The 13,216-nt window shown below is 60.2% G+C and carries 10 protein-coding genes; 5 read left to right on the plus strand and 5 right to left on the minus strand.

Features of this window, described 5'->3' with window-relative positions; all coding sequences use genetic code 11:
- The 3 genes from rdgC to sugE form a co-directional block, all read left to right on the plus strand.
- On the plus strand, window positions 1-873 hold an 873-nt coding region (gene rdgC, locus ACIOVB_RS17725), incomplete at its 5' end, for a recombination-associated protein RdgC (protein ID WP_401269864.1).
- A 171-nt stretch (window positions 874-1,044) separates the two neighbouring features.
- The gene (locus ACIOVB_RS17730; protein WP_187677479.1) at window positions 1,045-2,010 is read left to right on the plus strand and encodes a bile acid:sodium symporter family protein; all 966 of its coding nucleotides are present in this window, start codon (window positions 1,045-1,047) and stop codon (window positions 2,008-2,010) included.
- Window positions 2,011-2,130: 120 nt separating this feature from the next.
- Window positions 2,131-2,445: a quaternary ammonium compound efflux SMR transporter SugE gene (sugE, locus tag ACIOVB_RS17735; protein ID WP_008077894.1), complete on the plus strand. Its 315-nt coding sequence runs from the start codon at window positions 2,131-2,133 to the stop codon at window positions 2,443-2,445.
- A gap of 97 nt (window positions 2,446-2,542) precedes the next feature.
- Here sugE and ACIOVB_RS17740 read toward each other — a convergent pair whose 3' ends face one another.
- The 4 genes from ACIOVB_RS17740 to ACIOVB_RS17755 form a co-directional block, all read right to left on the minus strand.
- On the minus strand, window positions 2,543-4,417 hold the full coding sequence (locus ACIOVB_RS17740) for an MFS transporter (RefSeq protein ID WP_401269866.1): 1,875 nt from the start codon (window positions 4,415-4,417) through the stop codon (window positions 2,543-2,545).
- A gap of 96 nt (window positions 4,418-4,513) precedes the next feature.
- A complete protein-coding gene (locus tag ACIOVB_RS17745; protein ID WP_187677477.1) occupies window positions 4,514-5,665 on the minus strand; it encodes a TDT family transporter in 1,152 nt (383 codons plus the stop codon).
- A 105-nt stretch (window positions 5,666-5,770) separates the two neighbouring features.
- On the minus strand, window positions 5,771-6,082 hold the full coding sequence (locus ACIOVB_RS17750; RefSeq protein ID WP_401269868.1) for a cupin domain-containing protein: 312 nt from the start codon (window positions 6,080-6,082) through the stop codon (window positions 5,771-5,773).
- Between the two features lie 53 nt (window positions 6,083-6,135).
- Window positions 6,136-7,323: an MFS transporter gene (locus ACIOVB_RS17755; RefSeq protein WP_401269870.1), complete on the minus strand. Its 1,188-nt coding sequence runs from the start codon at window positions 7,321-7,323 to the stop codon at window positions 6,136-6,138.
- Window positions 7,324-7,413: 90 nt separating this feature from the next.
- Between ACIOVB_RS17755 and ACIOVB_RS17760 the strand changes: the two genes are divergently transcribed.
- Together ACIOVB_RS17760 and ACIOVB_RS17765 are read left to right on the plus strand one after the other, a co-directional pair.
- Window positions 7,414-7,956 (plus strand): TetR/AcrR family transcriptional regulator, encoded by a 543-nt coding sequence (locus tag ACIOVB_RS17760; protein WP_401269872.1) that lies wholly within the window; start codon window positions 7,414-7,416, stop codon window positions 7,954-7,956.
- A 222-nt stretch (window positions 7,957-8,178) separates the two neighbouring features.
- Entirely contained in the window at window positions 8,179-11,649 is a 3,471-nt protein-coding gene (locus ACIOVB_RS17765; protein WP_401269875.1) for a NahK/ErcS family hybrid sensor histidine kinase/response regulator, read from the plus strand.
- 34 nt (window positions 11,650-11,683) lie between these two features.
- On the opposite strand, the gene rmuC is transcribed toward ACIOVB_RS17765, so the two are convergent.
- Window positions 11,684-13,048 carry a DNA recombination protein RmuC gene (gene rmuC / locus ACIOVB_RS17770; protein ID WP_187677502.1) on the minus strand — a complete coding sequence of 455 codons (1,365 nt, stop codon included), beginning with the start codon at window positions 13,046-13,048 and terminating at the stop codon, window positions 11,684-11,686.
- Window positions 13,049-13,216: the final 168 nt, after the last annotated feature.

The raw sequence follows: 13,216 nt of genomic DNA on the forward strand, positions 1-13,216 counted from the left end.
GTCGATTCCGAGGCGCTGGAAACTGCACTGGCCACCAAACTGGCGCGTCCATGTGCAAGCCAGGAGTTGACCACCTACGGCTTCGTCGCGCCGTTCGGCAAAGGCGAAGATGCTCCACTGGTGCACATCAGCGGTGATTTCCTGCTGATTTCTGCGCGTAAAGAAGAACGCATTCTGCCGGGCAGCGTCGTGCGCGACGCGGTCAAGGAAAAGGTCGAAGAAATCGAAGCCGAGCAGATGCGCAAGGTCTATAAGAAAGAACGCGACCAGATCAAGGATGAAATCATCCAGGCGTTCCTGCCGCGCGCCTTTATCCGCCGCTCGTCGACCTTCGCTGCCATCGCGCCGAAGCAAGGGCTGATTCTGGTCAACTCGGCCAGCCCGAAACGCGCCGAAGACCTGCTGTCGACCTTGCGTGAAGTGATCGGCACCCTGCCCGTTCGCCCACTGACTGTGAAGATGGCGCCAACGGCGGTGATGACGGATTGGGTTACCACGCAGAAAGCCGCTGACGACTTCTACGTGCTGGACGAGTGCGAACTGCGCGACACCCACGAAGACGGCGGCATCGTCCGTTGCAAGCGTCAGGACCTGACCAGCGAAGAAATCCAGCTGCACCTGAGTACCGGCAAAGTGGTCACTCAACTGTCGTTGGCCTGGCAGGACAAATTGTCGTTCATGCTCGACGACAAGATGACCGTCAAGCGCCTGAAGTTCGAAGATCTGTTGCAGGATCAAGCGGAACAGGACGGCGGCGACGAAGCCCTGGGCCAACTGGATGCCAGCTTCACCCTGATGATGCTGACCTTCGGCGACTTCCTGCCGGCGCTGGTTGAAGCGTTGGGTGGTGAAGAGACTCCGCAAGGGATCTAAAGCCTCTCGCAAGCACCTTCTTCCATAGAGGGTGCCTGAAAAAAGATCGCAGCCTTCGGCAGCGCCTTCATTTGGAATGCATTTTCCTGTAGGCGCTGCCGAAGGCTGCGATCTTTTTGCAAGCACCGTATGCTTAGCTTCCTAACGCTTTCACATAACAAGGAACAAGCCATGCGCGCACTGGCTGCACTCAGCCGCTTCGTCGGCAATACCTTCGCTTACTGGGTTCTGATTTTCGCCGTCGTGGCCTTCCTGCAACCTTCGTGGTTCCTCGGCTTGAAAAGCGCGATCGTGCCGCTGCTCGGACTGGTGATGTTCGGCATGGGTCTGACGCTCAAACTCGACGACTTCGCCGCTGTCGCCCGCCATCCATGGCGTGTGGCGCTGGGCGTGGTTGCGCACTTCGTGATCATGCCCGGCGTGGCGTGGTTGCTTTGCCAGGTGTTTCACCTGCCCCCGGAAATCGCCGTCGGCGTGATTCTGGTCGGTTGCTGCCCAAGCGGCACCTCTTCCAACGTGATGACGTGGCTGGCTCGCGGTGATCTGGCACTGTCGGTGGCCATCGCCGCCGTCACCACCCTCCTCGCCCCGCTACTGACCCCGGCGCTGATCTGGCTGCTGGCTTCGGCGTGGCTGCCGGTATCGTTCATGGAGCTGTTCTGGTCGATCCTGCAAGTGGTGCTGCTGCCGATCATCCTAGGCGTGGTCGCGCAACGGTTGCTCGGTGACAAGGTGCGTCACGCGGTGGATGTATTGCCGCTGGTGTCGGTGGTCAGCATCGTGATCATCGTCACTGCGGTGGTCGCCGCCAGTCAGGCAAAAATCGCCGAATCCGGTTTGCTGATCATGGCCGTGGTGATGCTGCACAACAGCTTCGGCTACTTGCTGGGCTACTTCACCGGACGTCTATTCAAATTGCCGCTGGCTCAGCGCAAATCGCTGGCGCTGGAAGTCGGCATGCAGAATTCGGGGTTGGGTGCCGCACTGGCCAGCGCACACTTCTCGCCACTGGCAGCGGTGCCAAGCGCGTTATTCAGCGTCTGGCACAACATTTCCGGAGCGTTGCTCTCCACTTATTTCCGGCGGATGAGCGAGAAAGAAGATGAACAGGCGCTGGCTCAACGAGCTACGGACTGATCGGGAAACTTGATCCCCGGGTTAATGCGCGGCACTCTATTGCGCAACGCGGGGACGACCTCGCGGCTCGATCGAGTTTTTTAATCTGGGGACGACCCCGTCAATCGATGGAGGTCTCTCATGTCCTGGATCATTCTGTTTTTCGCCGGCCTGTTCGAAGTTGGCTGGGCTGTCGGCCTGAAATACACCGATGGCTTCAGCCGTCCACTTCCCACTGCACTGACCGTTGCGGCCATGGCCATCAGCCTTGGCCTGCTCGGCCTTGCGATGAAGGAATTGCCGCTGGGCACGGCCTACGCGATCTGGACCGGCGTGGGTGCCGTGGGTACGGTGATTGCCGGGATTATTCTGTTTGGTGAGTCAATGGCGTTGATTCGGCTGGCCAGTGTGGCGTTGATCATCACCGGGTTGATCGGGCTCAAGGTCAGCGCTTAGGCCTCTACAGCTATCGCGAGCAGGCTCACTCCTACAGGGGAACGCATTCCAACTGTGGGAGCGAGCTTGCTCGCGAAGAGGCCAGATCAGGCGACAACTATCTAACAGTGCCCCGCAACTCCCCCACCAACCCCTGCAACTTCAATGGCTCTGCCGCCTCCACCGTCACCGGCGTTCCCGCCACCAACGTCACCCGCGACCACAACCGGCGGAACACGCCCTTGTTCGGATCGCGACTGAAGAAACTCCCCCACAACCCCTGCAATGCCAGCGGAATCACCGGCACCGGCGTTTCCTCGAGAATCCGCGTCAACCCACCCTTGAACTCGTTGATCTCGCCATCGGCCGTCAACTTGCCCTCCGGAAAAATGCACACCAGCTCACCGTCCTTCAGATATTGGGCGATCCGGGTGAAGGCCTTTTCGTAGATCTGGATGTCTTCGTTGCGTCCGGCAATCGGAATAGTCCCCGCCGTGCGGAAGATAAAGTTCAGTACCGGCAAGTTGTAGATCTTGTAGTACATGACAAAGCGAATCGGCCGACGCACCGCGCCGCCAATCAACAGCGCATCAACAAACGACACGTGGTTACACACCAGCAACGCCGCGCCTTCATCCGGGATCGCTTCAAGGTTGCGATGCTCGACGCGGTACATGGAATGGCTGAGCAGCCAGATCATGAAACGCATGCTGAACTCGGGGACGATCTTGAAGATGTAGGCGTTGACGCCGATGTTCAGCAGCGACACCACGAGGAACAGTTGCGGGATCGACAGCTTGGCCAGGCTTAACAGCACGATTGAAACGATGGCGGACACCACCATAAACAGCGCGTTGAGAATGTTGTTGGCCGCGATCACCCGCGCCCGCTCGTTCTCGGCGGTGCGCGACTGGATCAATGCATACAGCGGCACAATGTAGAAACCGCCGAAAATACCGAGGCCGAGGATGTCGACCAGTACCGCCCAGGTGTGGCCAAAGCCAAGCACTTCGGTCCAGCTATGGCCGGTGACACTGTCGGGAATTCCACCGGAATGCCACCACAGCAGCAGGCCGAACACCGTCAGGCCGAACGAGCCGAACGGCACCAGACCGATCTCGACTTTGCGCCCGGAGAGCTTCTCGCAGAGCATCGAACCCAGCGCGATCCCCACCGAGAACACCGTTAGAATCAGGGTGACCACGGTTTCGTCGCCGTGCATCCACTCCTTGGCGTAGGCCGGGATCTGCGTCAGATAAATCGCCCCGACAAACCAGAACCACGAGTTGCCGACAATCGAACGCGACACCGCAGGCGTCTGGCCCAAACCTAGTTTCAATGTGGCCCAGGACTGACTGAAAATATTCCAGTTCAGGCGCATTTCGGGCGATGACGCCGCTGCGCGGGGAATGCTGCGGCTGGCCAGATAACCCAGCACGGCAATGCCGACGATGGCGATCGACACCAGCGGCGCGTAGTGGGTCGAGGACATGATGATCCCGGCGCCGATGGTCCCGGCGAGAATCGCCAGGAATGTGCCCATTTCCACCAGACCGTTGCCGCCGACCAACTCTTCCTCACGCAACGCCTGCGGCAAGATCGAATACTTCACCGGCCCGAACAGCGCCGAGTGGGTGCCCATGGCGAACAGCGCCACCAGCATCAGCGACAGATGATCGAACAGGAAGCCGACCGATCCTACCGCCATGATCGCGATTTCCGCGAGTTTGATCAGACGGATCAGCGCGTCCTTGGCGAACTTCTCGCCGAACTGCCCGGCCAGCGCCGAGAACAGAAAGAACGGCAGGATAAACAGCAACGCACACAAGTTGACCCAGATGGAGCGGTCACCCTCGATGGTCAGCCGATAGAGAATGGCAAGGATCAGCGACTGCTTAAACACATTGTCGTTGAACGCACCGAGCGACTGCGTGATGAAAAACGGCAAAAAACGCCGGGTGCGCAGCAGGTTGAACTGTGAGGGGTGACTCATCTTCCGTGTTTCCCTGATGTTGGGTAGTGAGGCCTGGGTTCTTGTATTGGAATCTCGAACCGCGATCCAGGCCACACCTTACCTAAACTTTTCAGGTTATTTCTTCAAACCTGCAATGCAGGGCGAGACAAACAGCTCGCCACGCCACGCACCTTGCACCGTCCGTTTGCCCACAATCAGCCACATCACCGCCAGCAACGCCACCAGCACACAGCCGACCACACTGAAAAAGCCGAGGTTCAAGGTGCTGGCAAGTTTCAGCGTTGCCAGCGAATAAACGCCCAACGGGAAGGTAAAGCCCCACCAACCCAGGTTGAACGGAATGCCGTCTCGCAGATAGCGCACGGTAATCAGCAGCGCCATCAGCATCCACCACAGACCGAAGCCCCACAGCGTGATCCCGGCCACCAAACCAAGGCCCGCAGCGATTTCACCAATGCCCGGCAAACCGTTGGCGGCGAAGATGGCCGGCGCATCAGCGCCAAGCAGGAGCATGCCCAGCGCACCGGTGCCGATCGGGCCCAGGGCCAGCCAGCTCGATGCGGCCATGTTTTCGTGGGGCAGTTTGTGCAGGGCCATGCGCAGCAACAGGATCGTCAGAATGCTGAACGCGACCGGTAGGGAAAATGCCCAGAGCACGTAGCTTGTGGTCAGCACCACCAGTTGCGAGTGGGCATCGCTCAGGTGCGGTGCGAGCAATCCACCGCTGGCCGCAGCCACCTCTGCGGCTACCACGGGCAACAGCCAAACGGCCGTCATCTGGTCGATGCTGTGTTCCTGACGGGTAAACATCATGTAGGGGATCAACACGCCACAGGCCAGCGACATCGCCACGTCAATCCACCACAGCACTTCGGCGAGATGGATGACGCCATTGCCCCAGCGCGGCAGGCCGAACAGCAGAAAGCCGTTAATGATTGTCGCCAGGCCCATGGGAATGGTGCCGAAGAACATCGACACAGTGGAGTGGCCAAAAATCCGCCGCGCTTCATCGAAGAACAGTATCCAGCGGGCGGCATAGGCAGCGGTAAACAACGTGAACAACAGAATGTTGAACAGCCATAGCCCTTCGGCCACGGCGTGTAAACCCGGAATCGCGACCGGTAAATTCGCCAACGCCAGAGCCAGCACGCCGGTGCCCATGGTGGCGGCAAACCAGTTCGGGGTGAATTGGCGGATCACTTCGCGCGGATGCTGAAGTTGGCTGAACGGCTTGATGCCGGGTTTAACGCTGTTAGGGCAAGTCATCATGAACTCCTGTCCTCTGTTGAGGTTGAGTCCATGGTAGATCTGAATCGAATATCTATATAACGGGTAATTTCTCTAACTGTTATCTGTTTTATAGATAAGCAGTCAGACGCTGCCTTCGCTCTCGATCACCAGAATCCGCGCCGCGCCCTGCGGATGGGCGACGTGTTCGGTGCCGACCGAGGCGTGGAAGATGTCTCCGACTCCGAGCAACGTCTGCTTTTCCTCACCGTTTTCGCGATAGCGCATCTGTACTTGCCCATCGAGCACCACGAACACTTCTTCGCCGTCATTGATGTGCCATTTATACGGTTGATCGGTCCAGTGCAGACGTGTGGTGATGCCGTTCATGTTGGCGATATCGAGTGCGCCCCAGGCTCGGTCGGCGGTGAAGGCCTTGCTGCGAATAATCTTCATGAGTGGATCCGAGAACAGAATGACTGGGGCAAGGCTAACCGAAAGCGCTGCGGTTATGGAGCGCCGCACACCTTGGCCGGTTGCGGACGCAGACTGAGCAACAAAGCACCGACGGCCAGTACGATGAGTACCCCGCCATACACATCGGTCATGGCAAGCAGTCCGAGGCTATGGGTGAAATGTCCAGCCAGCAGAGCCGGTAAGCAAAACGCCAGATAGCTCAACACGTAATACGCCGACATCAACCCGGCCCGTTCATGGGGCAATGCCAGCGGCACCAGGCTGCGTACCGCGCCGAGGAAGCCTGAACCAAAACCACAACCGGCGACCAGCGTACCGAGGAAAAACAGCGACAGACTGGCGCTGTGCACACCCAGCAGAATCAGCACCAGACCGCTCGGCAGCAAGCTTGCACCTATCTGCAAAGCCCGAGTGGCGGCACCATTACGCAAGGTGAAAATCATCAGCGCACCGGTCACTGTCAACGCCGCCACGGTCGCGCCACCGATCAGGTTGGAGGTGGAACCGGTGGCGGTGCGCACCAGCGATGGCGCCAGCGATGCGTAAAAACCGCCGAGCGCCCAGGTCGCGGTGTTCAGCGGCAGCACTCGCCACAACGTGGCACGGGCCTGAACCGGTACATGCAAAGTCGGCCGCAACGAGGCCCACGCCCCGACTTGCGGCGTAATGCTTTCCGGCAGGCGCCAGACGTACAACGCCTGCCCCACAAACAGCGCGAGCAGCAGCCAGTAAGTCAGTTGCAACGGCGCCGGGGCAAATTCGGCCAGCAAACCACAGCCCATTGCCCCCAATGCCATCCCGAGCAACGGGGCAACGCTATTAATCAATGGCCCGTGCTGGCGGTCAGTATCGAGCAGCGTCGCACTTAACACCGCAGTGGCCATGCCGGTGGCAAAACCTTGCAGTACCCGCGCTCCGATCAACCAACTGACGCTGTCGGCATAGATAAACAGCAACATCGCCAGCGCATTGAGCAGCACCGCGGTGAAGATCACCGGTTTGCGTCCCAAATGATCCGAGAGCGAACCGACGGTCAGTAGAGCCGCCAGCAGGCTCAACGCGTAGACACCGAAAATCAGGGTCAGCACCGCTGCCGAGAAGTGCAGTTGATCCTGATACAGGTGATACAACGGCGTCGGCGCGGTGGAAGCGGCGAGAAAACTGAGTAAGGTGATCGCCAGAAACCACAGGTTCGAGCGATGGGAAACGGGACTATTCATGTGCAACTCCGCAAAAGCTAATTTTTTGCTTTTGCGGAGTGTGCTACCGCCCAACGCTTAAAGCAAATTCTTTGTGTTAAGGTCTGCCGCATGGCTATTAAAGAAGGTTTACGCCCGGGCGGTCGCAGTGCCCGAGTGCAAGAGTCGATTCACTCGGCAGTCCGCGCGCTTCTGCAAGAACAGGAGCGTTCAACTGTGACCGTGCCGCAAATCGCGGCGCGCGCCGGGGTGACGCCGTCGACGATTTATCGGCGCTGGGGTGATCTGGCGGCGTTGCTGGCCGACGTCGCCCTCGCCCGCATGCGTCCCGACAGCGAGCCGGCGCAAACCGGTAGCCTGCGTAGCGATGTCCGCGCGTGGGCCGAGCAATACCTCGACGAGATGAGTTCGGAGCCGGGCCGCAACATGATGCGCGACGTGCAGGCGAGCGCGACGCCGGGGTATTGCGTGACGATTATCGGGGCGCAGTTGCAGACCATCATCGAACGGCACCCCGCTGAAACGGCGCCGAGTGTTGATCGGTTGATCAATCTGGTGGTGGCGCCGGTGGTGTTCCGGATTCTGTTTTCGGCTACGGCGCTGGAGATAGAGGAGCTGCACCGGTTGATCGATATTGCGTTGAAACAGGACTGACGCCTTCGCGAGCAAGCTCGCTCCCACAGGGGAATGCATTCCAAATGTGGGAGTGAGCTTGCTCGCGAAAAGGCCCGCCCAATCACCATCAAAACCACCCGATTCCCTGCCTGCGACACCCCGCCACGCCACGACCTTGGTCGACACTGACTAACCGCCGCACTCATGCGAGACTGTCCGCCCGGGCAGGAGTGCCGGGGAGTCTTCTGTCGGGAGTGTTGCATGCCGTTGTCCACCGGGCTGATCGCCGTCGTCGCCCTGGCCTATATGGCCATCATGTTCGCCATCGCCTTCTACGGCGACCGTCGCAGTGCGCCGCTGCCGCCGCGAGTGCGTGCCTGGGTGTACAGCCTGTCGCTGGCGGTTTATTGCACCAGTTGGACATTCTTCGGCGCGGTTGGTCAGGCCGCCGAACAGTTGTGGTCATTCCTGCCGATTTACCTCGGGCCGATTTTGCTGTTAGTCGGCGCGCCGTGGGTTCTGCAAAAAATGGTGATGATCAGTAAACAGGAGAACATCACCTCCATCGCCGACTTCATCGCCGCACGCTACGGCAAATCGCAATCGCTGGCGGTAGTCGTGGCGCTGATCTGCCTGGTCGGTGTCCTCCCCTATATCGCCCTGCAACTCAAAGGCATCGTCCTTGGTGTAAACCTGTTGATCGGCGCCGGTGCCGACGCGATGGGCACCCGCGCCCAGGACACCGCGCTGATCGTGTCGCTGGTGCTGGCGCTGTTCACCATCGTCTTCGGCACACGCAACCTCGACGCCACGGAACACCACCGTGGCATGGTGCTGGCGATTGCCTTTGAGTCTTTGGTCAAGCTGTTCGCGTTTCTCGCCGTCGGCGCCTTCGTCACTTATGGCCTGTATGACGGCTTCGACGATTTGTTCAATCAGGCGATGCTCGCCCCGCGCCTTGAGGAATACTGGAAGGAAACGATTAATTGGCCGTCGATGGTGGTACAGACTGGCGTAGCGATGATGGCGATCATTTGTTTGCCACGACAGTTTCACGTCACGGTGGTCGAGAACATCGACCCGCAGGATCTGCGCCTGGCCAAATGGGTGTTTCCGGCTTACCTCGCCTTGGCCGCGCTGTTTGTAGTCCCTATCGCCCTCGCCGGTCAGATGCTGCTGCCGAGCGATGTGCTGCCGGACTCGTTCGTGATCAGCCTGCCACTGGCCCAGGCCCATCCGGCGCTGGCGATGCTGGCGTTTATCGGCGGCGCTTCGGCGGCGACCGGCATGGTCATCGTCGCCAGCGTGGCGCTGTCGACCATGGTCTCCAACGACATGCTGTTGCCATGGCTATTGCGGCGCAACAACGCCGAGCGCCCGTTCGAAGTGTTCCGCCAGTGGATGCTGTCGGTGCGCCGAGTCAGCATCGTAGTGATTCTGCTGCTGGCTTACGTCGCCTATCGCTTGCTCGGCTCCACCGCCAGCCTGGCGACCATCGGCCAGATCGCCTTCGCCGCGGTGACGCAACTGGCCCCGGCCATGCTCGGCGCACTGTACTGGAAACAAGCCAACCGTCGCGGTGTGTTTGCCGGTCTCGCTACGGGCACCTTCTTGTGGTTTTACACATTGATCCTGCCGATTGCCGCGCGCAGCCTCGGCTGGCCGCTGGACACGTTCCCCGGTCTGGCGTGGCTGCACAGCAACCCGTTGAATCTGCCAATCACGCCGTTGACCCAAGGCGTGGTGCTGTCGCTGGCGGGCAACTTCACGTTGTTCGCCTGGGTTTCGGTGCTGTCTCGCACACGTGTGTCGGAGCACTGGCAGGCCGGGCGTTTCATCGGCCAGGAAATCAGCGCCCGGCCGAGTGCGCGCTCGATGCTGGCGGTGCAGATTGATGATTTGCTGCAACTGGCGGCACGCTTTGTCGGTGAAGAACGCGCGCGGCAAAGCTTTATCCGTTTCGCTTACCGCCAAGGCAAAGGCTTCAACCCGAATCAGAACGCCGACGGTGAATGGATCGCCCACACCGAGCGATTGCTGGCGGGTGTCCTCGGCGCCTCTTCGACAAGAGCTGTAGTAAAAGCCGCCATCGAAGGTCGGGAAATGCAGTTGGAGGATGTCGTCCGAATTGCAGACGAAGCCTCGGAAGTGTTGCAGTTCAACCGCGCCCTGCTGCAAGGCGCCATCGAGAACATCACCCAGGGCATCAGCGTGGTCGACCAGTCGCTGAAACTGGTGGCGTGGAATCGGCGCTATCTGGAGCTGTTCAACTACCCGGACGGCCTGATCAGCGTCGGCCGGCCAATCGCCGACATCATTCGCTACAACGCCGAACGCGGTTTGTGCGGCCCCGGCGAAGCGGAAGTCCACGTCGCCCGACGCCTGCACTGGATGCGTCAGGGCCGCGCGCATACGTCTGAACGACTGTTCCCCAACGGCCGGGTGATCGAGCTGATCGGCAACCCGATGCCCGGCGGCGGTTTCGTCATGAGTTTTACCGACATCACCGCGTTCCGTGAAGCCGAGCAGGCGCTGACCGAGGCCAACGAGGGGCTGGAGCAACGGGTCAGTGAGCGGACTCAAGAGCTGTCGCAGCTCAACGTCGCCTTGACCGAAGCCAAGGGCACCGCCGAGGCAGCCAACCAGTCGAAAACCCGCTTTCTTGCGGCAGTCAGCCATGACTTGATGCAACCGTTGAACGCCGCGCGGCTGTTCTCTGCCGCCCTCTCCCATCAGGACGACGGTTTGAGCAGCCAGGCGCAGAAACTGGTTCACCACCTCGACAGCTCGTTGCGTTCGGCTGAAGACCTGATCAGTGATCTGCTGGACATTTCCCGCCTGGAAAACGGCAAGATCAACCCGGATCGCAAGGCGTTTGTGGTCAATGAGCTGTTCGACACCCTAGGTGCCGAGTTCAAGGCGCTGGCGCAGGAACAAGGTTTGAGCTTCCGTGTGCGTGGCAGCCATTTGCGCATCGACAGCGACATCAAGTTGCTGCGGCGGATTCTGCAAAACTTCCTGACCAACGCTTTTCGCTACGCCAAAGGTCCGGTGCTGCTGGGTGTGCGGCGACGTGGTGGGGAGTTGTGTCTGGAGGTATGGGATCGCGGGCCGGGTATTCCGGAAGACAAGCAGCAGGTGATTTTCGAAGAGTTCAAACGCCTCGACAGCCATCAGACCCGCGCCGAAAAAGGCCTGGGGCTGGGCTTGGCGATCGCTGATGGTTTGTGTCGCGTACTCGGCCATACATTGCGCGTGCGCTCGTGGCCGGGGCGCGGCAGCGTGTTCAGTGTCAGCGTGCCGCTGGCTCGTACGCAAACCGTGCCAGCGAGCGCCGCTATCGAATTGAATGGCAAGTTGCCAAGCGGCGCCCGGGTGCTGTGCATCGATAACGAAGACAGCATTCTGATCGGCATGAACAGTCTGTTGAGTCGCTGGGGCTGTCAGGTCTGGACAGCGCGCAATCGCGAGGAATGTGAGGCGCTGCTCAGTGACGGGGTGCGGCCGCAACTGGCGTTGGTCGACTATCACCTGGATCACGGCGATACCGGCACTGAACTGATGGCGTGGTTACGCACGCGTCTGGGCGAGCCGGTGCCGGGCGTGGTGATCAGCGCCGACGGGCGACCCGAGATGGTCGCGCAGGTGCATGCGGCGGGGCTGGATTATCTGGCCAAACCGGTGAAACCGGCGGCGTTGCGGGCGCTGTTGAGTCGGTATTTGCCGCTTTAAAAGCACAAGATCGCAGCCTGCAATCTTTTGATCTTTATTCCGGCAACTCAACCAGCCCATCGACATCCGTCATCGCCCGCTCCAGCAGATCCGCCGGCAAGCTCTTGCTCGCCCGTGCGCCCAGCAGTTTGAGCTGCTCACTGCGGCTGACCAGGTTGCCGCGCCCTTCTGTCAGTTTGTTGCGTGCTGAGCTGTAGGCTTTGTCCAGTTGTTGCAGGCGATTGCCGACCTCGTCCAGATCCTGAATGAACAGCACGAACTTGTCGTAGAGCCAACCGGCGCGCTCGGCGATTTCCCGGGCGTTCTGACTCTGGCGCTCCTGCTTCCACAGGCTGTCGATGACGCGCAGAGTCGCCAGCAACGTGGTCGGGCTGACAATGACGATGTTGCGATCGAACGCCTCCTGAAACAACGAAGGCTCGGCCTGCAATGCCGCCGAAAACGCCGCTTCGATCGGTACGAACAGCAAGACGAAATCGAGACTGTGCAGGCCTTCCAGGCGCTTGTAATCCTTGCCGGCGAGGCCTTTGACGTGATTGCGCAGGGACAGCACGTGCTGTTTGATCGCGATCTGCCCAAGCGTATCGTCGTCGGCGGCAACGTACTGTTGATACGCCGTGAGGCTGACCTTGGAGTCGACCACCACTTGTTTGTCGCCCGGCAGATAAATGATCACATCCGGCTGGAAGCGCTCGCCATCCGGGCCTTTGAGGTTGACCTGGGTCTGGTACTCGCGGCCCTTCTCGAGACCTGCGTGTTCCAACACGCGCTCAAGGATCAGCTCGCCCCAGTTGCCCTGGGTTTTCTGGCCTTTCAGTGCACGGGTCAGGTTGGTCGCTTCGTCACTCAGGCGCAGGTTGAGCGCCTGCAAGCGCTCCAGTTCCTTGGCCAGCGAGAAGCGCTCTCGGGCTTCGGCCTGATAGCTTTCCTCCACGCGCTTTTCGAAAGACTGAATGCGTTCTTTCAACGGATCGAGCAACTGGCCAAGGCGCTGCTGACTGGTCTCGGCGAAACGCTGTTCGCGCTCGTCGAAGATCTTGCCTGCCAGCTCGGCGAACTGCGCACGCAGCTCATCGCGCGAACCTTGCAGGTCGTCGAGGCGTTGCTGATGGCTTTCCTGTTGTTCACGCAGCTCGGCGTTCAGCGAAGCCGCCTGAGCGTCGAGGCGACGCAGTTCCGCCTCTTTGTTGGCGCGTTCGAGGTTCCAGGCGTGAGAGGCATCACGGGCGTCGTCGCGCTCGATTTGCAGCAACTCGACTTCGCGGCGCAGGGCCGCCAGATCAGCTTGCTTGGCCGCGTTGGCCTGGCCGAGATCGGCAACTTCGTCACGGCTGGCATCGAGTTGAGCGTTGAGCCCGTCCTGCGCCAGTTGCGCCATGGCCAGCCGCTCTTCAAGCAACGCCACCTCGGCTTGTCGGTCGCTCGCCCGGCGTTGCAGTTGCCAGGCCAACGCCAGCAGCGGCAGCCCCGCCCCTGCGAGACCGAGCAGCACGCTGGTCAAGTCCATAGCCATAGCCACTCCTGCCGATCCGATAAAGTCTGAAGGTTAACCAAGGTGTCAGAACTT

Source organism: Pseudomonas sp. NPDC087639 (genome assembly GCF_044743385.1).
Lineage (GTDB): Bacteria > Pseudomonadota > Gammaproteobacteria > Pseudomonadales > Pseudomonadaceae > Aquipseudomonas.